The organism is Amycolatopsis sp. NPDC051071, from assembly GCF_040682875.1.
Taxonomy (GTDB): domain Bacteria; phylum Actinomycetota; class Actinomycetes; order Mycobacteriales; family Pseudonocardiaceae; genus Amycolatopsis.
On the sequence record NZ_JBFBBY010000136.1, the window covers coordinates 1 to 19,285 of the forward strand.

At 68.2% G+C, this 19,285-nt stretch carries 20 protein-coding genes; 14 read left to right on the forward strand and 6 right to left on the reverse strand.

What is annotated here, in order from left to right; all coding sequences use genetic code 11:
• Positions 1-63 precede the first annotated feature (63 nt).
• Positions 64-720, reverse strand: a complete 657-nt coding sequence (locus tag AB0M65_RS31565; RefSeq protein WP_364035747.1) for a TetR family transcriptional regulator — start codon at positions 718-720, stop codon at positions 64-66.
• 89 nt (positions 721-809) lie between these two features.
• Here AB0M65_RS31565 and AB0M65_RS31570 point away from each other — a divergent pair, with 89 nt between their 5' ends.
• The 5 genes from AB0M65_RS31570 to AB0M65_RS31590 are packed head-to-tail and all read left to right on the forward strand — an operon-like array spanning position 810 to position 5,219.
• Positions 810-1,901 carry an FAD-binding oxidoreductase gene (locus AB0M65_RS31570; RefSeq protein ID WP_364035750.1) on the forward strand — a complete coding sequence of 364 codons (1,092 nt, stop codon included), beginning with the start codon at positions 810-812 and terminating at the stop codon, positions 1,899-1,901.
• Positions 1,902-1,914: 13 nt separating this feature from the next.
• The gene (locus AB0M65_RS31575) at positions 1,915-3,030 is read left to right on the forward strand and encodes an acyl-CoA desaturase (protein WP_364035753.1); all 1,116 of its coding nucleotides are present in this window, start codon (positions 1,915-1,917) and stop codon (positions 3,028-3,030) included.
• Positions 3,031-3,040: 10 nt separating this feature from the next.
• Positions 3,041-3,247, forward strand: a complete 207-nt coding sequence (locus AB0M65_RS31580) for a hypothetical protein (RefSeq protein WP_364035756.1) — start codon at positions 3,041-3,043, stop codon at positions 3,245-3,247.
• A gap of 47 nt (positions 3,248-3,294) precedes the next feature.
• On the forward strand, positions 3,295-4,560 hold the full coding sequence (locus AB0M65_RS31585; protein ID WP_364035759.1) for a sensor domain-containing protein: 1,266 nt from the start codon (positions 3,295-3,297) through the stop codon (positions 4,558-4,560).
• A gap of 14 nt (positions 4,561-4,574) precedes the next feature.
• The gene (locus AB0M65_RS31590) at positions 4,575-5,219 is read left to right on the forward strand and encodes a response regulator transcription factor (protein WP_364035762.1); all 645 of its coding nucleotides are present in this window, start codon (positions 4,575-4,577) and stop codon (positions 5,217-5,219) included.
• Positions 5,220-5,252: 33 nt separating this feature from the next.
• Here the strand turns inward: AB0M65_RS31590 and AB0M65_RS31595 are convergent, their stop codons facing one another.
• Entirely contained in the window at positions 5,253-5,783 is a 531-nt protein-coding gene (locus tag AB0M65_RS31595; RefSeq protein ID WP_364035765.1) for an N-acetyltransferase family protein, read from the reverse strand.
• 31 nt (positions 5,784-5,814) lie between these two features.
• On the opposite strand from AB0M65_RS31595, the gene AB0M65_RS31600 reads away from it, so the two are divergent.
• The 6 genes from AB0M65_RS31600 (at position 5,815) to AB0M65_RS31625 (ending at position 12,161) form a co-directional block, all read left to right on the forward strand.
• Positions 5,815-6,378, forward strand: coding sequence for an XRE family transcriptional regulator (locus AB0M65_RS31600; RefSeq protein WP_364035768.1), 564 nt, complete (start codon positions 5,815-5,817; stop codon positions 6,376-6,378).
• A gap of 18 nt (positions 6,379-6,396) precedes the next feature.
• The gene (locus tag AB0M65_RS31605; protein ID WP_364035771.1) at positions 6,397-6,807 is read left to right on the forward strand and encodes a secondary thiamine-phosphate synthase enzyme YjbQ; all 411 of its coding nucleotides are present in this window, start codon (positions 6,397-6,399) and stop codon (positions 6,805-6,807) included.
• Between the two features lie 90 nt (positions 6,808-6,897).
• Positions 6,898-7,584, forward strand: coding sequence for an HAD hydrolase-like protein (locus AB0M65_RS31610; RefSeq protein ID WP_364035802.1), 687 nt, complete (start codon positions 6,898-6,900; stop codon positions 7,582-7,584).
• A gap of 502 nt (positions 7,585-8,086) precedes the next feature.
• Positions 8,087-9,037: a hypothetical protein gene (locus tag AB0M65_RS31615; protein WP_364035774.1), complete on the forward strand. Its 951-nt coding sequence runs from the start codon at positions 8,087-8,089 to the stop codon at positions 9,035-9,037.
• Positions 9,034-9,900: a hypothetical protein gene (locus tag AB0M65_RS31620; RefSeq protein ID WP_364035777.1), complete on the forward strand. Its 867-nt coding sequence runs from the start codon at positions 9,034-9,036 to the stop codon at positions 9,898-9,900. The genes AB0M65_RS31615 and AB0M65_RS31620 overlap by 4 nt, the downstream gene beginning before the upstream one ends.
• A 71-nt stretch (positions 9,901-9,971) precedes the next feature.
• The gene (locus tag AB0M65_RS31625; RefSeq protein ID WP_364035780.1) at positions 9,972-12,161 is read left to right on the forward strand and encodes a DUF2156 domain-containing protein; all 2,190 of its coding nucleotides are present in this window, start codon (positions 9,972-9,974) and stop codon (positions 12,159-12,161) included.
• Here the strand turns inward: AB0M65_RS31625 and AB0M65_RS31630 are convergent.
• Together AB0M65_RS31630 and AB0M65_RS31635 are read right to left on the reverse strand one after the other, a co-directional pair.
• Positions 12,098-13,057 carry a hypothetical protein gene (locus tag AB0M65_RS31630; protein ID WP_364035782.1) on the reverse strand — a complete coding sequence of 320 codons (960 nt, stop codon included), beginning with the start codon at positions 13,055-13,057 and terminating at the stop codon, positions 12,098-12,100. The genes AB0M65_RS31625 and AB0M65_RS31630 overlap by 64 nt on opposite strands.
• A complete protein-coding gene (locus tag AB0M65_RS31635) occupies positions 13,057-14,805 on the reverse strand; it encodes a proline--tRNA ligase (RefSeq protein WP_364035784.1) in 1,749 nt (582 codons plus the stop codon). The genes AB0M65_RS31630 and AB0M65_RS31635 overlap by 1 nt, the downstream gene beginning before the upstream one ends.
• Positions 14,806-14,931: 126 nt before the next feature.
• On the opposite strand from AB0M65_RS31635, the gene AB0M65_RS31640 reads away from it, so the two are divergent.
• Together AB0M65_RS31640 and AB0M65_RS31645 are read left to right on the forward strand one after the other, a co-directional pair.
• Positions 14,932-15,288 carry a VOC family protein gene (locus AB0M65_RS31640; protein ID WP_364035787.1) on the forward strand — a complete coding sequence of 119 codons (357 nt, stop codon included), beginning with the start codon at positions 14,932-14,934 and terminating at the stop codon, positions 15,286-15,288.
• A gap of 28 nt (positions 15,289-15,316) precedes the next feature.
• On the forward strand, positions 15,317-16,231 hold the full coding sequence (locus AB0M65_RS31645; RefSeq protein WP_364035790.1) for a 2-hydroxyacid dehydrogenase: 915 nt from the start codon (positions 15,317-15,319) through the stop codon (positions 16,229-16,231).
• 52 nt (positions 16,232-16,283) lie between these two features.
• Here AB0M65_RS31645 and AB0M65_RS31650 read toward each other — a convergent pair whose 3' ends face one another.
• The gene (locus AB0M65_RS31650; protein WP_364035793.1) at positions 16,284-17,219 is read right to left on the reverse strand and encodes an aminoglycoside phosphotransferase; all 936 of its coding nucleotides are present in this window, start codon (positions 17,217-17,219) and stop codon (positions 16,284-16,286) included.
• 73 nt (positions 17,220-17,292) lie between these two features.
• Positions 17,293-18,261, reverse strand: coding sequence for a GNAT family N-acetyltransferase (locus AB0M65_RS31655; RefSeq protein ID WP_364035796.1), 969 nt, complete (start codon positions 18,259-18,261; stop codon positions 17,293-17,295).
• A 164-nt stretch (positions 18,262-18,425) separates the two neighbouring features.
• Here AB0M65_RS31655 and yaaA point away from each other — a divergent pair, with 164 nt between their 5' ends.
• The gene (yaaA, locus tag AB0M65_RS31660; protein WP_364035799.1) at positions 18,426-19,172 is read left to right on the forward strand and encodes a peroxide stress protein YaaA; all 747 of its coding nucleotides are present in this window, start codon (positions 18,426-18,428) and stop codon (positions 19,170-19,172) included.
• Positions 19,173-19,285 lie beyond the last annotated feature (113 nt).

The following is a 19,285-nucleotide window of genomic DNA, read 5'->3' on the forward strand; positions in this document are numbered from 1 at the left end:
CATAGGACGGTTTTCGTCCTATGGGGACCCCTTATGACACTTACGGAGCAACGGTTTCGCCCGTCACGGAACGCTGCGCCAGTTCGGCACCCCCAGAAAGATCAACCTCAGCCGCCGTTCGGCCGTGCGCACGATCTCGGCGTCACGCGAAGGCGCCTCGAGCAACTCCAGCACCGTCGTGAGCATGGTCGTCACGATCAGGTCGGCCAGCAGGTGCAGATCCTCGGTCGCCCATTCGCGGAGATTGTCGAACCGGGCGAGGTCGACGGCGAGTTCGCTGACGAACAGTTTGAGTTCGAAACCGATCGCCTGCCGGACCGGGCCGGTGCCGCCGTACCGCTCACGCGTCAGGAAATGGAAGTGGTCCTCGTGCGCGCGCACGTGTTCCCGCAGGATGCGCACCGACGTCTTGATCATGTCGTTGTACGCCGCCGGTTTGGTGCGCGCGGAGCGGATCATCGTGCGCAAAGTACGCATCGCCTCTTCCACCAGCGCGACACCCAGTTCGTCCATCGACGCGAAATGACGATAGAAAGCCGTCGGGACGATCCCGGCCTGCTTCGCCACCTCGCGCAGGCTCAGTCCGGAGAACCCGCGTTCCGCCACCAGGTCCAGTGCGGCGTCCAGCAGTGCCTGGCGCGTGCGTTGTTTGCGCTCCTGCCGGGAAACGGGCTCCGTTGTCACGACGGACAGCGTAATCGCCTCCGCGGTATCACCCACGTCACATCCACATCCCCTCGCGTTGACAAGCACGACCATCGCCACTTCACTGTTCAGTGTACAAGCGTTCACTGAATTCTGGAGATGTGATGACGGCACTGGTACCGCGCAGGGCCAGGCGGCTGGCCTCGCTGGCCGAGGCCCTGCTCACGCCCCACGGAATGGACCGCTACCTCGAACTCGTCGATCCGATGCTGGTCCGCCGCGAGATCCGCGGCCTGGTCACCGGCGTCCGGCGGCAGACACCCGACACGGTCACGCTGACGATCAAGCCGAGCCGGGCCTGGCGGGGACACGTCGCGGGCCAGTACGTGCGGGTGACCGTCGAGATCGACGGCGTCCGCCGGACCCGCTGCTACTCGCCGACCGGCTCGGAGCACGACGGATCACTGGAACTGACCATCAAGGCCGATCCGCAGGGCCTGGTCTCGCGCCACCTGAACCGCACCGTGACGATCGGTTCCGTACTCGGACTGTCCACTCCGGACGGTGAGTTCACGCTGCCTTCGCCGAGGCCGCGGCGGATCCTGCTGCTCAGCGGCGGGAGCGGGATCACCCCCGTGCTGTCGATGCTGCGCACGCTGGCGGACGAGAAGTACGAGGGCGAGCTCGCCTTCCTCCACTACTCGAACACCGCCGAGGACACGCTCTACCGCACCGAACTCGGTGACCTCGCCCGCCGCCTCCCCGGACTCCGGGTGATACACGCGTTCACTCACGCGAAAACCGGCGGCGACCTGCACGGATTCTTCTCGAAGGATCATCTCGCGGAGACCGCGCCCTGGTACCCCGACGCCGAGACCTTCCTGTGCGGTCCGAAGCCGCTGATGGATTCCGTCCGCGAGGCGTTCGAAGCCGACGGTCTGGGTGCACATCTGCACACCGAGGAGTTCACGCCACCGGCGCTGTCCTTCGACACCGAGAACGCCGAAGGACAGGTCCGGTTCGCGCGCAGCGGCCGCGAATTCGAGAACTCCGGGAAGCCGTTGCTGGAACAGGCCGAAGACGCGGGGCTGCGCCCGGAACACGGTTGCCGGATGGGCATCTGCTTCTCCTGCACGCAGATCAAGACCTCCGGTTGCGTGCGCAACGCCAAGACCGGCGAGACCTCCAGCGAAGAAAACGAAGAGATCCAGCTCTGCATCTCCGTCCCGGTCGGGAACGTCGAGATCAACGCTTAGAAAGGACCCCGGCATGACCGGCTTGCAGGACAAACTCACCGCCGCCCAGGTCGAGGAGTTCGGCCGCGAACTGGACGAGATCCGGCAGCGGATCGTCGCCGACCTCGGCCAGGTGGACGTCGACTACATCCACAACGTCATCAAGACCCAGCGCGCGCTGGAGGTCACCGGCCGCGGGCTGCTGTTCGCCGGCTTCTTCCCGCCCGCGTGGTTCGCCGGGGTCGCCGCGCTTTCGGTGGCGAAGATCCTCGACAACATGGAGATCGGCCACAACGTCATGCACGGCCAGTACGACTGGACGCGCGACCCGGCACTGAGCTCCCAGAAGTTCGAGTGGGACAACGTCGCCCCCGCCGAGAACTGGCGTCATTCGCACAACTACATGCATCACACCTACACCAACATCCTCGACAAGGACCGCGACATCGGTTACGGCGTCCTGCGGATGGACCCGGCGCAGAAATGGCATCCGTACTACCTCGGGAACCCGGTGTACGCCTTGGCGCTGGCGTTCATGTTCCAGTGGGGTGTGATGCTGCACGACCTCGAATTCGACCGCATCGTCAAGGGCGAGCGAAAATGGTCGGACAACAAAGAGGTCGGCCTGAAGATGCTCAAGAAGGCCGGTCGCCAGGTCGGCAAGGACTACGTGCTCTTCCCGCTGCTGACCGGTCCGCTCGCGCCGCTGACCTTCCTCGGCAACGCGACCGCGAACCTGACCCGCAACCTGTGGTCGTTCTCGATCATCTTCTGCGGGCACTTCCCCGCCGACGTCGAGAGTTTCACCGAGGAGGAGACCGAGAACGAGTCGCGGGGCCAGTGGTACCTGCGGCAGATCCTCGGCTCGGCGAACATCACCGGCGGCAAGCTGTTCCACGTGATGACCGGGAACCTCTCGCACCAGATCGAGCACCACCTGTTCCCGGACATCCCGGCGCGCCGCTACCCGGAGATCGCCGGCGAGGTGCGGGCGATCTGCGAGAAGTACGGCCTGCCGTACAACACCGGCCCGCTGGGCAAGCAGTTGTTGTCGGTGGCCAAGAAGATCGTGAAGCTGGCCATGCCATGGAACGGTGAACCCCGCACTCCCGCTACCGTGGAGAGCGACAAGACCCTTCGAGCGGCTTAAGGTGTCTGACATGGTCGGTCAGTTCGAAAGCACCAAGGACGTGGTCCAAGAGGTCACCGAGTCGGCGGCCACCCACATCGGCAACATCGCGACGATCATCACCGGCGCGATCCGGGACATCGCCCGCGAGACCGGCGACTGGCTGACGGACGTCATCGAGATGCGCGAGGCTTCCCAGCGGGCGCAGGCGGACGAGAACCAGAACCGCGAAGACTAGGGAAACCTGGATGGGCACGGGCGGGTGCGCCACGGCAGGCTGAAGCCGTGACCACCCGCCGCGCCGTACCCGCACGCGTCCTCGGCGCGCAGGTGAACCGCGCGTACTGGGCGGAGCTGGCGTGGGTGCTCATCGGCGCGCCGATGACGCTGGTGTTCGTCGCGCTCGTCGTCGTCGGGCTGGTCCTCGGGATCGGACTGAGCCTGCTGACCATCGGGCTGCCGGTGCTCATCGGCGTCCTGGCGGGCGCGCGGCTGATCGGCGCCGCGCAGATCGGACTGGCCCGTGTCCTGCTCGGGACGACGGTCACGCCGCCGCCGAGGCCCGAACTGCTGCCGGGGCTGTGGAACGGGATCAAGAGCAAGGTCGGGGATCCGATCGGCTGGCGGTCGATCGCCTATCTGGTGATCCGGCTGCCGCTGTCGTTCCTCGAGTTCTTCCTGGTCGTGACCCTGTTCAGCTACGCCGCGACCGCGCTGACCTATCCGCTGTTCTGGTTCACCCTCGACGGTGAAGCGATGCCGACGTTCGACCTCCACGTCGACGCCTGGCCCCTCACCCTGCCACTCGCCCTCACCGGGCTGGCCGTACTGCTGGCGATGCCGTGGGTGGTCCACGGCCTGACCGAATTCGACCGCCTGCTGGTGCGAGGGGTCCTCGGCGCCGAAGACCTGTCCAAACGCGTGCGCGACCTCGAACGCAGCCGGGCGACCGCCGTCGACGACGCGACGCGGCGGCTGCGGCGGATCGAGCGTGACCTGCACGACGGCGCGCAGGCCCAGCTGGTCGCGCTGGCGATGAAGCTGGGCATCGCGAAGGACGAACTTCAGACCGGCGCCGCCGACGTCGCCCACGTCACCGCCCTGATCACCGCCGCGCACGCCAACGCGAAACAGGCGCTGGTCGAGTTGCGGGACCTCGCACGTGGCATCCATCCCGCCGCACTCGACGCCGGGCTCGACGTCGCACTGTCCACTTTGGCCGCCGGTTCGGGGATCGACGCGCGGATCACCGTGAACCTGCCGAGCAGACCGTCGCCGTCGATCGAGACCATCGCCTACTTCACCGTCGCGGAGCTGCTGACCAATGCCGCGAAACACACTTCGGCCGCGATCGAGGTCGACGTCGGTATCGTCGGTGACGGCTTGCGGCTCGTGGTGCGCGACGGCGGTGACGGCGGGGCGCGTCCGGAACGCGGGGGCGGGCTGTCCGGGATCGCCGAACGGCTCGCGACCGTCGACGGCGGGCTCGACATCGACAGTCCTCCAGGAGGGCCTACGGTGATCAGCGCGGAGATACCACTACGGATATAGAACCTGGGGGCGGCGTGCGCGTCGTGATCGCGGAGGATTCGGCCATCCTGCGGGCCGGACTCGTCGAACTGCTGAACCTTCGGGGGCATGAGGTCGTCGCGGCCGTGATGGACGGCGACAGCCTGCGTGAGGCGGTTCGCTCCCATCGACCGGATGTGTCCATTGTGGATATCCGGATGCCGCCGACGCACACCGACGAAGGCCTGCGCGCGTCGATCGCCCTGCGCGCGGAACTACCCGGCTGCGCGATTCTGCTGTTCTCGCAGTATGTCGAGACTCAGTACGCGACGGAACTGCTGGCCGACCGCGCGGGCGGTGTCGGTTACCTGCTGAAGGACCGCGTCGCCGAGGTCTCGGACTTCCTCGACGCGCTTCGCCGGGTCGCCGACGGGGAGACCGTGCTCGACCCGGAAGTGGTCAGCCAGCTCTTCAGCGCCACCCGGAAGACGGACGCGCTCTCCGGACTGACCCCACGCGAGCGTGAGGTGCTCGGACTGATGGCGGAGGGCCGATCGAACTCGGCCATCGCCGCGGCGCTGTTTCTTTCGGCGGGCTCAGTGGAGAAGTACGTTTCGAGCATCTTCGGGAAGTTGGCGCTGCCGCAGTCCGAAGGAAACAATCGGCGGGTTCTCGCCGTGCTGCGCTATCTGGAGCCTTAGGAGGATTGCTCCCTCACGACCCCGGCCCACTCCCTACCGCGGCTCCACCGGCACGCCGTCCGCCTCCGGCAAACACAGCTGCACCCAAGCGACATCCCGCCAGGCGCCGTGCTTGTACCCGATCCGCCGATAAGTGCCCACCGGCTCGAACCCCATCGCCGCGTGCAGTCCGGCACTGGCGTCGTTCGGCAGGACCATTCCCGCGCAGAAGTTCCGGAATCCGCGTGACGCCAGCCGGTCCAGCAGCGCCTGATAGAGCGCGCGACCGCCACCCGTCCGACGGCGGCCCAGCTCCAGATAGATACTGACCTCGCAAGACCAGCGATAGGAAGGGCGGCCACTGAACGGGCCTCCGTAGGCGTAGCCGGCGACGCGGCCTTCGTCGTCTTCGAGGACGAGCCATGCGTGCGACCGCTGCGCCTTGGCGATGCGCTCGGCCATCTCGTCCGGCTTCGGCGCCTCGGTCTCGAACGAGATCGCCGTGTCGGTGACGTACGGCGCGTAGATCTCCGCGCAGGCCGCCGCGTCATCTTCCGTCGCTTCCCTGATCACCATGGCAACCATAGTAACCGACACTGCCACTATAGTGAGCAGCATGTCGGACCCCTTGTCCGCGTCGCTCGCCGCGACGCTCCAGTCCGCCCGGTTCGACCAGAACCTCTCGGCCAACGCGCTCGCCGAGCTGTCCGGGGTGTCCAGGGCGATGATCGGCAAAATCGAACGCGGCGAGGCGCAACCCACCGCGGTGCTGCTCAGCAGGCTTTCGGCCGCGCTCGGGATGACGCTGTCCGAGCTCGTCGCCCGCGCCGAACACGGCGACCGGCGGCTCGTACGCCTCACCGATCAGCCGACCTGGACCGACCCCGACACCGGCTACCTGCGCCGCGCCGTCTCGCCGTCGATCGGCGGACCGCTGGAACTGGTCGAGGTCGTGCTGCCCGCGGGTGCCGAAGTTTCCTTCCCCGCCCACACCTACGCGCTGACCCATCACCAGATCTGGGTCCTCGACGGGCATCTGCGGTTCCGTGAGGGCGACGCCGAGCACGAACTCGACGCGGGCGACTGCCTGCAACTCGGTACGCCGCAACCCTGTGCGTACGTCAATCCGACGGAACATCCGGTGCGCTATCTGGTCGCTTTGGCCAGACGGCACTCCTGAAGCACTAACGTGAGAGCCATGTACTCCACGGAAATCGAGGTGCGCACCGGCAGCGTGGCCGTGGTGCACGACCTGACCAAAGACGCCGAGACCTTCCTGCGTGACGCGGACGCCGAGGACGGGATCCTGCATGTCTTCGTCCCGCACGCGACCTCCGGGCTGGCGATTCTCGAAACCGGCGCGGGAAGCGACGACGATCTGCTCGCGGCGCTCGACGAACTGCTCCCCCGCGACGGCCGCTGGCGGCACCAGCACGGGAGTCCCGGTCACGGCCGTGACCACGTCCTGCCCGCGCTGCTGCCGCCGTTCGCGACGGTCCCGGTACTCGGTGGCGTGATGACACTGGGCACCTGGCAGTCGATCTGCCTAGTGGACACCAACCTGGACAACCCCGTCCGGCGCGTCCGCTTCAGTCTTCTGGAGGGCTGACCGGCCCGCTAGGCGTCCGCCCACCGAAGTCAACAGACGTTGAATAAGGTCACCGGTACCGTCGGCCTCGTGACTACTCCGCACCGGCTCGTGCTGTGGGACATCGACCAGACCCTCGTGGACCTGCGCGGCCTCGGCGCCATTTGGTACACGGCCGCGCTCGCCGACGTCGCTGGCGTCGAACTGCGGCAGTTGCCGAGTTTCGGCGGTCGCACCGAACGCGCGATCAGCACGGACATCCTGACCTCGCACGGCGTCGAAGCGACCGAAGAGAACGTGCGCGCGCTCTGGCTCGCGCTGATCGCGGTCTCCGAAAGCCACGCCTCGACGCTGGCCTCGAACGGGCGCGCGCTGCCGGGCGCCAAGGACGCGCTGAACGACTTCGCCACGCACGGCGGCGTCGTCCAGACGCTGGTCACCGGGAACCTGCCGGAGATCTCCGTGCACAAACTGACCGCGTTCGACCTGCACGAGCATGTGGACTTCGAGATCGGCGGCTACGGTTCGCTTTCCGCGCACCGGCCCGATCTGGTGCCCGCCGCGGTCGGCAGGGCCGCGGAGAAACACGGCACCGAGTTCCCCCCGGCGTCGGTCGTGATCATCGGCGACACCCCGGACGACGTCCGGGCCGCACTCGACAACGGCGCCGTCGCGGTGGCCGTGGCGACCGGGCAGTACAGCGCCGAGGAACTGGCCGACGCGGGCGCGCACACCGTGCTCGGCGACCTCTCCGACCTGGCAGCGGTACGTGCGGCCGTGCTCGGGGCCACGCCCTAGATGGTTGATTCCGTGATAGGAGGCTGGGCCATTCCAACCAGGGGGTCTTGACTAGTTACCCTCATTGCCACTCACGACTCCCTGGACCGACTCGCTCGCGGGGGTGTCGCGAAGGGCACTCACGACCCCACGTGACCCAAGGGCGGCCGCGGTGTCTTGAAGGCCCCCTTTGAGACGTTGATCGTCTCAAGGGGGGCCTTCAGGACATGCCCGCGACCAAGGGCGGCTGCCAGGTATGGGTCCGGGTGGTCGTGGGCGGCACGATTCCGTGAAAATCACGCGAAGCTCAGCGAAGCGCTGTAGATGCCGTATGTCACGACCGTGGTTCGCACCGAAGGGGCGTGGCGATACGGTCAATCGGACAATTCGGCACAACTGGTGTCCCTTTGGACAGTCAAGGGATCGTACTGGACGTACTCGGTCGAAGGGCCCGCGCCGCCAGGAACCACCTGGGCGCGAAGACCGCGAACGAGATTTGTCAGACACGCCCTAAACTCACTCCATGGCATACCCAGGCGGTAACGGCTGGCCGGAGCAACCGCAGCAGCCCTACCAGCAGCAACCCCCGCAACCGGGATACCCGCCGCAGAATCCGCCCCAGTATGGCCAGGATCCCCAGCAATACCAGGGGTATCAGCAGCAGTACCCGCAGGAGGGCTTCCAGCAGTTCCCGCGGCAGACCTACCAGGGTTTCGCGCCGGAACCGCCGAAGAAGGGCAAGAAGGGCCTTTGGATCGGCCTCGGCGCGCTCGTCCTGGTGCTCGCCGTCGGCGCCACCCTCTTCTTCGTGCTGCGAAACGGCGACAATCCGCAACCGCAGGCCGCTCCGCCGGTGTCCTCCTCCGCGCCGCCGTCGTCGTCCGCTTCGAAACCGCCGTCGACAAGCAGCGGCGCCCCGAAGGACAACAAAGTCCCCTCGACGACACCCGGCTGGCAGGGGATTCTGTCAGCGAAGGACAAAACGGCCTACGACCTGCCCGCGACCGGCTGGGAGACCAAACCGGGCGACATCGTCGGCTACAACGAGGGCGAGTTCAAGATGGTCATCCACGAGGCGTCGACGTTCAAACTCGGTGCCTGCCCGGATGTCCGCGGCTCGAACCGCGGCGTCGTCGGCTTCGCCACCGCGGAAAAGATCCCGGTCGAGAACGCCGCCAGGGGCGCCGTCCGGCTCTGGATCCAGGCCGCGACCGGGAAGGCCGACGTCCCGCTGCCGGATATCAAGCAGGTCCCGATCGCGGGCGGCTCGATCCAGGCGGTCAGTTCGACCGGGACGTTCATCCCACCCGAGGGCGAAGCTTGCCGGGCGCCCAGTGTGAAGGTGACCTCGGCGGCGTTCAAATCCGGTGAACAGACCATCTGTTTCGTGATGGTCCTCGACCAGGGCACGCCGGACACCATCCCCGAGGCCGACGCCCAGAAGATCCTCGCCAGTCTGCGGCCCCGGCAATGACCGGCCCCGGTGGGCGCCCCGACGAACCGCGACTGTGGCTCGTCGATCCGCTCACCGGGCAACCACTCGAACCCGAGGCCGAAGGGCCTCCACCGCCGCCCGTCGTCCGGGACACCGTCCGGCCGCGGCGGCGCTTCCACCTGCTGCCGACGCTGGGCGTGCTCGGGCTGGTCCTCGTCCTCGTGGTCGGCACGACGGCCACCTACCAGGCCAGAACCGCGGTGCCGAGGCCGTCCGCGGAGGACCTGGCGCTGCCCGATCCGATCATGCCCACCCGGGTCGGCCCGGTGATCTCCGGCTGGCATCCGGTGCTGTCCGACGCTCACCCGCTCGTTTTCGACGTCCCTCCGGACTGGACGATCGAAAAGCCCGATGTCGCCGTCGGATACGAGACACCAGCCGGGGATCTCGTCACTTTGCACGGCGTCGCGCGGTACCGCCGCGACTTCTGCCCCGGCCCCGAACTGTCGGCGCGGGCGATGGCGGGGTTCACCACCATTGACGAAGGTGAGGTCTCCGGCATCGCGCAGGCCGCCGAGGAAACGACCGTGCGCTGGGCCGAAGCCGTGTACGGCCCGATCGGCTCCGGACGGGTCCCGAAGACCGAAATCGGCGCGGCCGGGCCGGTGCCCGTCTTCGAAGGCGGCGCGATCGCCACAGCCGTGACCACCACCGTCGTCCCCACCGCGGACGGACCGTGCGCGGCGCACTCGGTCGCGATCACCGCCATCGCGCTCCCCCTGCGTGCGCTGCCCGGCTCCGGCCGCTACCACGTCCTCCTGGTACTGGCGGACCAGGAGATCCCCGGTGCGATAGCCAGGGACATCGTCCTCAAGATGGGTGAGAGCATCCGTCGGGAGTAGCACACCCCTAAGGGAAATATGGGTCCCGTGCCGGATGTGGCCGACCCGCTTCGACGCCTACTTTGATTCCCATGCCAACAGGGGGAAGCGGGACGGCCGCGCCGGACCGGATACGCAAGATCGCCACGGTGCTGAGGCACCGGTTGCCTTTCACGACCCTCGTCACGGTGACCATGCTCGCGCTCGCCTTGGCCACGGGCGCGCTCTGGTCGGCCGCCGAGGATCGCGCGGTGTACCCGTACATCGCGTATGGGCTGCCGTCGCTGGAATCAGGCCGGTGGTGGACCTTGCTCACCGGACCGCTGTTCGCGGTCGTCCCGCTGTACTACCTGCCGATGGTGCTGAGCTTCGCCTTGTTCGCCGGGTTCGCGGAATGGCGGCTCGGTACCCGCCGCGCGATGACCGTCGCGATCGGCGGGCAGTTCATCAGCGTGCTGGTCGCGGTGCAGTTCCTGGCCTTGAGCCGGAACTCCGGCTGGGAATGGGCGGAACGGATCGGGGGCAGCCTCGACGTCGGGTTCTCCGGTGGCGCGCTCGCCGCGGTCGCGGTCGCCAGCGCCACCCTGCGCCCACCGTGGCGCCTGCGGTTGCGTGCCGGGCTCTGCGTGTACGCCGGCATCGCGATCATCTTCGTCGGCACGCTCGCCGACCTCGTGCACTTCTTCGCCTTGGTACTGGCCCTGCCGTTCGGCCGCCGGTTCCTCGGTTCGAAGGACTCCTCCCGCGAACGGCGGCCGAGCCTGCGTGAGTGGCGCTTCTACGCCGTCGCGGGCCTGCTGGTGCTGACGGTCGCCGAACTCGTGATGTCCTTCGTACCCGGTAACGGCCCCTTCGGCTCGTCCGAGGAACTTTCCATGTCCACCTGGGAAGTCATCGTCCTGTGCCTGATCGTGGTCCCGATCATGAACGGCCTCCGCAAGGGCAGCCAGGTCGCCTGGTGGTGCGCGATGATCCTGACCTCGTTCGTCATCCTGCAGGTGATGGCGTACGGCGGGGTGCTCGCGCTGGCCGAGGTCCTCGACGAGGACACCGGGCTTTCCGATCCGCCGCTGTTCTTCGTGGACAATCTCCTGTGGACGGTCGAGTTCGCGCTGCTGCTCTCCGCCCGCGGTGCCTTCCGCGTGCCGTCGCGGCGCAAGCGCCGCCGTCTCGGCCGGATGGGCAACCCCGCGCTGGCCCGCACGCTGCTCAGCCGTCACGGCGGCAGCACCCTCTCCTGGATGACGACGTGGCCGCAGAACTCGTACTTCGTGGCCGCGGACGGCAAGTCCTACCTCGCCTACCGGCGCCACGCCGGTGTCGCCATCGCGCTCGGCGACCCGATCGCGCCCGACGGCGCCGGTGACAAGACGATCTCCGAGTTCATCGCGATGTGCGAGAACACCGGCCTCGTGCCGTGCTTGTTCTCCGCCACCGGTGACACCACGAACACGACGAAGGCACTCGGCTGGAAGCACGTCCAGGTCGCCGAAGACACCCTGATCGAACTGGAAACGCTGGAGTTCCGCGGCAAGCGCTGGCAGGACGTGCGGACCGCGCTCAACCGCGCCAAGAAGGACGGCATCGAGTTCCGGCTGGTCCGGCTCGCCGATCAGCCGCGTTCGGTGATCTCGCAGGTCCGCGCGATCTCCGAGGACTGGATCAGCGACAAGGGCATGCCGGAAATGGGCTTCACCCTCGGCGGGGTCGACGAGGCGATGGACACGGAGACCCGCGTCGGGCTCGCGGTGGACGCCGACGGCGTGGTGCACGGCGTGACGTCGTGGCTGCCGGTCTACACCGGCGCGGGTGCCATCGGCGGCTGGACGCTCGACGTCATGCGCAAACGCGCGGACGGCTTCCGTCCCTCGATGGAGTTCCTGATCGCGTCGTCGTGCCTGGCCTTCCGTGACGAAGGCGCGAGGTTCGTGTCGCTGTCCGGTGCCCCGCTGGCGAGCTCCGGCGAACCCGCGCACGCCGTCGAACGCGTACTGGACGCACTGGGCACGATGATGGAGCCGTTCTACGGATTCCGTTCACTGCACGCGTTCAAGGCGAAGTTCCAGCCGCGTCACGTGCCGCTGTACCTCGCGTTCCGCGACGAGGCGGATCTGCCTCGGATCGGGGTCGCGCTCGGCCGCGCCTACCTGCCGAACACCGGCCTGCTGCGGCTGGCGAAGCTCGCCCGTTCCGGCAAGAAGGCTCAGCCCAAACGAGATCAGCGCAGTGTCGAAGGCGGCGGCGTGATGGTCTTGCGGTCGGCCTCCGGGACTCCCCGGTAGGTCTTGAGGATCTTCAGGATCTGTTCACGATCCGCGCTTCCCTGCTGGTCGGAGTCCGAATAGACCAGCAGGGCGGCGGACGCGTCTCCCATGTCCACCGCCTGCACACCGACCAGTGCGCGCTTCGGGATACAGGGCCCGGTGTACCCGAGGGTCACCTCGGCGATGAGGATGTTCGCGGGGGCCTTCTTGCCGTTCCCCAGGGTGAACTCCGTCGCCTGCGGTGGGTCCGCGGTGATCTTGGCCGAAAGCGGGCCTTCTTCGGGGTTGTACGCGCTCACTGCGAGGTCGTACAAGGCTTTGTTCGCCGCTCCGGGCGCGTCGGCGACCTTCACGGTCGTCAGCCCGCTGCCCCCGATCCTGCTTCCCCTGACCGCCGGGCAGTAGTCGTCACCGACGAAGGCACTGGAGAACATCGAGATACCGGGGACGATTGCGGACTTCTCCCAGCCGTGGACCGTGCCGGGTTTCGGCGTCCAGTTCGGCGGGACGTCGTAGGCGACCATGCCGTCGGCCCCCGCCACCGAGTGCCAGCCGTCCGTCACCGGCGGCGCGACGACGCGGGGCGAAGGCGTGTAGACGACGGGGGGCCGGCTGGTCGGCGTACTGCTGCTCGACGACCGGTCCGAACCGTCGTTCGCCAGCGTGGCGACCGCGATGACGCCGAGCGTGGCGAAGAAGCCGTACATGGCCCTTCGCCCGCTTCGCGACATCGGCTGCTTCACCGGCGCCGGTGTTGCGGGGCCGACCGACTTCGAGTCGGGGAGCGGATCGGCGGAGGAGGTCGGCGCGACCGGCTCGTAGCCGGGCGAGTCCGAGGGCTGATAGCCCCCGAACCCGCTCAGCGCCGCGTTGTCCTCGTAGCCCGGGTCGTCCCCGCGCTTCCTGCCGAACATTACGAGCGGACGAGCTTGACCAGGTGCTCCACTACCGCGTCCACGGCGATCTCCTCGCGGTCGCCGGTGCGGCGGTCCTTGACCTCGACGACGCCGTTCGCCAGGCCACGCCCGACGACCAGGATCGTCGGGACACCGACGAGTTCGGCGTCCGCGAACTTCACGCCAGGGGAGGCCTTGCGGTCGTCGAGGACGACCTCGATGCCGGCGGCGTCCAGTTCGGCGGCGAGCTTCTCCGCACCCGCGGCGACCGTCTCGTCCTTGCCCGCGATGACGACGTGCACGTCGAACGGCGAGACCTCGCGCGGCCAGACGATGCCGAGGTCGTCGTGGTTCTGCTCGGCGAGCACGCCGACCAGCCGCGAGACGCCGACGCCGTAGGAGCCCATGGTGATGCGGATGGGCTTGGAGTCCGGGCCCAGCGCGTCGAGTTCGAACGCGTCGGCGTATTTGCGGCCCAGCTGGAAGATGTGCCCGATCTCGATACCGCGCGCGGCGACCAGGGTGCCCTTGCCGTCGGGCGAGGTGTCGCCTTCGCGGACTTCGGCGGCCTCGATCGTGCCGTCGCCGGTGAAGTCGCGGCCCGCGACCAGGTCGACCACGTGGTGGTCACGCTCGTCGGCGCCGGTGACCCAGGCGGTGCCGTCGGCGACACGCGGGTCGAGGAGGTAGCGCACGCCGTTGTCCTTCAGCGCCTTCGGACCGATGTAGCCCTTGACGAGGAACGGGTTCTTCGCGAAGTCCGCTTCTTCGAGCAACTCGAACTCGGCCGGTTCAAGCGAGGCTTCGAGGCGCTTCGTGTCGACCTCGCGGTCGCCGGGGAGGCCGATGGCCAGCAGCTCCCACTCCTTCGCACCCGGCTTGCGGGTCTTCACCAGGACGTTCTTGAGCGTGTCCGCGGCGGTGAAGGTGCGGCCGAGGCCGGCGTTGTTCAAGAACGTGACCAGCGACTCGATGGTCGGCGTGTTCGGCGTGTGATGGGTCTTCGCCTCGGGCAGGCCTTCGACCGGCTTCGCCTCGGGAGCGGGTGTGGTGACCGCTTCGACGTTGGCCGCGTAACCCGATTCGGTGCTGCGGACGTAGGTGTCCTCACCCGTCTCGGCGACGGCGAGGAACTCCTCGGAGGCCGAGCCGCCCATCGCGCCGGAGGTCGCCTTGACGACGACGTACTCGATGCCGAGGCGGTCGAACAGGCTGGTGTAGGCCTGACGGTGCAGCTCGTACGACTTCGCCAAGCCCTCGTCGTCGAGGTCGAAGGAATAGGAGTCCTTCATGACGAATTCGCGGCCGCGGAGGATGCCCGCCCGGGGGCGCGCCTCGTCGCGGTACTTGGTCTGGATTTGGTACAGGACGACCGGGTAGTCCTTGTACGAGTTGTACTCGCCCTTCACGGTGAGCGCGAAGAGCTCTTCGTGTGTCGGGCCGAGAAGGAAGTCGTTGCCCTTGCGGTCCTTGAGGCGGAACAGGGCGTCGCCGTACTCGGTCCAGCGGCCGGTGGCCTCGTAAGGCTCCCTCGGCAGCAGCGCGGGGAACTGGATCTCCTGCGCGCCGATCGCGTTCATCTCTTCGCGGACGACGTTCTCGATCCGGCGCAGTACCCGCAGGCCCAGCGGCAGCCAGGAGTAGCCGCCCGGGGCGACCCGGCGGACGTAGCCGGCACGTACCAGGAGCCGGTGGCTCGGTACCTCGGCGTCCGCCGGATCCTCACGCAGAGTGCGAAGGAACAACGACGACATCCTGGTGATCACTACTGGGCTCCTCGCTGGAATTACGCGCGTAGACGTTCTGGGCAGCGTAGTCAACCCGCCCCGGGTCACTTCAACCGGTTATCGCGGGCGCCCGGTTTTGTCGGTGGGTTCCGCTAGCTTGCCGGGATGGGCATTGAGCTGGGCATGATCACCATCGACTGCGCGGATCCGCGTGCGCTCGCGGCGTTCTGGACCAAGGCGCTCGGGGTGGAGGTGGACCAGGACCACGGCGGTGAGTTCCTGATCCTGCACCCCAAGGTGGAGAACGGGCCCGTACTCGGGTTCCAGCGCGTGCCGGAGCAGCGCGCGGGCAAGAACCGGGTCCACCTGGACTTCGGTACCGACGACAGGGAGAAGGAGGTGGAGCGCCTGATCGGACTGGGTGCGAAGAAGCTGGACGAGCAGGAGATGCCGGGTTTCGCCTGGACGGTGCTGGCCGATCCGGTGGGCAACGAGTTCTGCGTCGCGACCCATAGCGGCTAGCCGGGGTACGGCCGGACAGAATGGCGGCATGACCGAGCGAGCCATCCTGCCCTGGTCCGATATCGAGCTGCCCGAGGGCCTGAGCGCCCGGCTGTACGACGGCACCGGCCCGTTGCCGGACGGCGATCCCGGCTGGGATCTGAGCGCTGTCGAGGTCTACGTGCTGCCGTACGACACCGGAGCGGAGCCGACGAAGCTGATCGGCAGGCTGCCGTCGCTGAAACTCGTGCAGTCGCTTTCGGCCGGGGTGGAGAAGCTGCTCCCGCTGGTGCCACCGGGGGTGAAGCTGGCCAACGGCCGCGGCCTGCACGACCTCAGCGTTGCCGAGCACGCGCTGGCGCTGATCCACGCGTCGCAGCGGGATCTGCCGCGCTGGTTCACGCAGCAGGCGACGGGCTCGTGGGTACGCGAGCACACACGCTCCCTCGCCGACAGCCGCGTGCTGCTGGTCGGGTACGGCTCGATCGGCAAGGCCATCGAGCGGCAACTGCTCGCGGCCGAAGCCGTCGTGACCAGGGTGGCGAGCACCGCCCGGCCCGCGGAGCGGGTGCACGGCGCCGTCGAACTGGCGGAACTGCTGCCGACGGCCGACATCGTGGTGCTGATCCTGCCGGAAACGCCCGCGACGACGGGTCTGCTCGGCACCGCGGAACTCGCCGCGCTGCCGGACGGCGCCTTGGTGGTGAACGTCGGCCGGGGCTCGGCGATCGACACCGCGGCACTAACGGCCGAGGCCGTCGCCGGACGGTTGCGTGCGGCGCTGGACGTCGTCGATCCGGAGCCGCTGCCGCCGGACCATCCGCTGTGGACGGCGCCGGGTGTGGTCATCACACCGCATATCGCGGGCGGGTCGGCGTCGTTCTACCCGCGCGCGAAGCGGCTGGTCGCCGAACAGCTGCGCCGGTACGCCGCCGGGGAAGAGCCACTCAACGTGGTCGGTTGAGCTTAGTGGTTGGCAAATCTGTTCCATGGGTTCGAGATGTGCCAGACACGCCCTAGTTCCAGTGGGTGCGATAGGCGAGCCAGTCGCGCATGCCCGCGGCGAGGCGGCGCTGTGCCGCGCGGACCCCGGTCGTCGCCGGCGGTTCCGGTAGCCGCCCGGCCCGTTCGGCGTGCCCGGCCAGCGCGACGCCGAACGCGGTGACCGCCCAGACCGGGATGCCGGTCAGCACGGGGCGCCGCCGCAACAGGCGGTCGACGTCGGCCGGCTCATGCCCGGCGTCGAGCAGATACGGGACGAGTGCGACCAGGTCGAGCCAGCCCGCGCCGCGCGCCGGGTAACGCCAGTTGGTGACGAGCACCCGGCCAGGCCCGGTCCGTACCAGGTATTCGGGCTGAATGTCGTTGTGCAGCAACGTGTCCCCGGCCGACCAGGGATGCCACGACGTCTCCAGCTGGACGAGCCGGTCGAGGTTGCGGACGGCCCAGGCGTCCAGATCGTCCGGTGGCTCTTTCGCGAGTTCGTGCCAGCCGCGCAGGAGCGGTCCGAGATCGTCGAGCGCGTCCGGGACGTCGGGAAGCGGGCACGGGGTGAGCGTGCGCCCGAGCGCGCCGAAGGTGGCCAGTACAGCGGACAGGTCCGGCGAGCCCGGACGCAGACTGGGCCTGGTGCCGTCGAAATCGGCGAACGCGAGCACCACCCATTCACTGTCCACAAAAGACAACAGGGTCGGCGCGGGCGCCGCCGCGGGCAGCCGTCGCGCGATGTCGGCCTCCGTCCGGTAGCCGCCCGCTCGCGGGCTGCCCGCCGGGATCGCCTTCAGGAAGACCCAGCGGTGGCCGCGTTCGAGTTCAAGCCTCGCGGCGACACCACCGTCGAATTCCGGGGTCTGCCACAGCGAACGGCGGACCACCGACCCGAGCTCACGCTCTACGGCCTCACGCGTCGCCGAGGGCAGGTCGTGCCAGCCGAGGCGTGCGGATACCGGCAACGCCTCACCACCTCCAGCGATCTCTAGGAGAAGATCGACTGTACCGAAATCCACCCTTTCGGGTGTCAACCGGTCAGGTCGGGACCGGTTTCACGTACCCGGCCCAGCGCTGATACTCGCTGAACCCGACGCGTTCGTAGACGCCGAGGGCGCGATGGGAGTTGTCCTGATCGACGTTGAGCGAAGCCCGCTGGAAGCCCTTCGCCTTGGCCTCGACGAGCGTGTGGCCCAGCAACGCGCCGGCGATTCCGCGTCCACGAAGGCCCGCGTCTGTCGCGACGTGACTGACGTACAGGTCCTTCACACCCGTCGCGGCCGCGTCGGAGGCGAAGAAAACACTCAGCACCATCGCGACGACCCGGTCACGGGACGGGCTCAGCAGCAGGAACGACAGGTCCGGCTGGAAGTCCTTCCCGCCGACCACCAGATGCCGCCAAGCCTCCGGAGACTGCTCCGTACTCCCCCAATGGTCCGCGAAAGTCTCGTTACGGGAGCGAAGAGTGAGTTCCTCGTACTTCTCGTCGTAAGCCACGAGCGGGAACTCTTCGGGCAGCGGTTTGACCGGCGGGATCGCCCCGAGGTCGGCCCGCATGTCGACGATCCACCGGGCGTGCGCGTATCCGGAGCCCACGAGGACGTCGGTGAGCCAGCGCTGCCTGGTGTTGGTGGCGGCGTGCAGTTCCAGCGGCGCGTCGGGGAAGGACTTGGCGTGGATCTCCTTGCCCGTCTCCTCGAACCAAGCGGTGAGGTGCGCGGCGATCGCGTCGTCGCGGTACTCGGGATGGACAAGCGTCTCGACCCGCACCATATGCGCCGGATTCGCCGCGTCGCGCCGCCGGAGCAGACCGTAGGCGACCAGCGTTTCGCCGTCCCAGGCACTGGTGGTCGCCGTCGGCAGGTCGACATTCGGTGAGCTCATCACCTCGGCGAGGTCCTCCGCGCTGTGGTGCTCGTGGATCGGGTCGACGAGCTCCGCCGCGGCGAAGGTCTCCGCCAGTCGCGGCATGTCGTCCAGGGTCAGCGGGCGCCAGGTCAGGCTCATGCGACGAGGCTAAGCCCGCGCATCGGGGTGACGCATTCCATTTATCCGGGCCGCTGCCCGCTCGCACCCTTCCCTCCAATTCCGTGAAGGGCTCCGCGTCACGTGTGAAACCGGAAGCCGCAGGTCTCGGATCGAGGGGTATTCCCTTTGGTTACGCTTCCGTGGTGCTCGTGCTGCTTCCCCCTTCCGAAACCAAGGCCGCCGGCGGCACCGGCGCGCCACTGGACCTCAGCGCGCTGTCGTTCCCGGAGCTGAACCCGATCAGGGCGAAGCTTGCCGAGGCGCTCGTCGAACTGGCGGGCGACGTCCCGGCCAGTATCGCCGCGCTCGGCATCACGCCGCGCCAGGCCGACGAGGTCGCCCGTAACGCCCAGCTGTGGACCTCGCCCACGATGCCCGCGCTGCGCCGCTACACCGGGGTGCTCTACGACGCGCTCGACGTCAAGTCGTTCACCAAGGCCACCCGCGCGAAGGCCGAGAAGCGCCTCGCCGTCGCGTCGGCGCTGTTCGGCGTGGTCGCGGCGACCGACCCGATCCCCGCGTACCGGCTCTCCGGCGGGAACGCGCTGCCGTCGCTCGGGACCCTCCGCGGCGTGTGGAAGCCCGTGCTCGAACCGGTGCTCCAGGGCCTCGAAGGGCTCGTCGTCGACTTGCGTTCCGGGCCCTACTCGGCGCTGGCCAAACTCCGCGCGGACGCGGTGACCGTACGCGTCGTGACCGAGGACGCCAAGGGCGACCGCACGACGGTGAGTCACTTCAACAAGGCGTACAAAGGACGGCTGGCCGCGGAGCTGGTGAAGTCCCGCAGCGAACCGTCCACTGTGGAACAGCTGATCCGGGTGCTGTCGAAGGCTGGTCTCGACATCGAGCGCACCGGCGACCACAGCTTGGAACTGCTCACCGGGGACTGACGACAGCGGATGAGCCTGAAGTACATGAAGGCCCCCTTCCTTGCGCTAGGCGCAAGGAAGGGGGCCTTCATGTACTACAGGTGAGCGGAACCCCACCGCGCGCCCGCGCGCAA

Bases quoted from the DNA above. Each gene is read 5' to 3' on its own strand.
- AB0M65_RS31645 (WP_364035790.1), top strand. From the start codon at position 15,317: ATGACCGAGCGAGCCATCCTGCCCTGGTCCGATATCGAGCTGCCCGAG.
- AB0M65_RS31605 (WP_364035771.1), top strand. From the start codon at position 6,397: ATGTACTCCACGGAAATCGAGGTGCGCACCGGCAGCGTGGCCGTGGTG.
- AB0M65_RS31575 (WP_364035753.1), top strand. From the start codon at position 1,915: ATGACCGGCTTGCAGGACAAACTCACCGCCGCCCAGGTCGAGGAGTTC.
- AB0M65_RS31630 (WP_364035782.1), bottom strand. From the start codon at position 13,057: ATGTTCGGCAGGAAGCGCGGGGACGACCCGGGCTACGAGGACAACGCG.
- AB0M65_RS31600 (WP_364035768.1), top strand. From the start codon at position 5,815: ATGTCGGACCCCTTGTCCGCGTCGCTCGCCGCGACGCTCCAGTCCGCC.
- AB0M65_RS31655 (WP_364035796.1), bottom strand. From the start codon at position 18,261: ATGAGCCTGACCTGGCGCCCGCTGACCCTGGACGACATGCCGCGACTG.
- AB0M65_RS31595 (WP_364035765.1), bottom strand. From the start codon at position 5,783: ATGGTTGCCATGGTGATCAGGGAAGCGACGGAAGATGACGCGGCGGCC.
- AB0M65_RS31615 (WP_364035774.1), top strand. From the start codon at position 8,087: ATGGCATACCCAGGCGGTAACGGCTGGCCGGAGCAACCGCAGCAGCCC.
- AB0M65_RS31640 (WP_364035787.1), top strand. From the start codon at position 14,932: ATGGGCATTGAGCTGGGCATGATCACCATCGACTGCGCGGATCCGCGT.
- AB0M65_RS31570 (WP_364035750.1), top strand. From the start codon at position 810: ATGACGGCACTGGTACCGCGCAGGGCCAGGCGGCTGGCCTCGCTGGCC.
- AB0M65_RS31580 (WP_364035756.1), top strand. From the start codon at position 3,041: ATGGTCGGTCAGTTCGAAAGCACCAAGGACGTGGTCCAAGAGGTCACC.
- AB0M65_RS31620 (WP_364035777.1), top strand. From the start codon at position 9,034: ATGACCGGCCCCGGTGGGCGCCCCGACGAACCGCGACTGTGGCTCGTC.
- AB0M65_RS31625 (WP_364035780.1), top strand. From the start codon at position 9,972: ATGCCAACAGGGGGAAGCGGGACGGCCGCGCCGGACCGGATACGCAAG.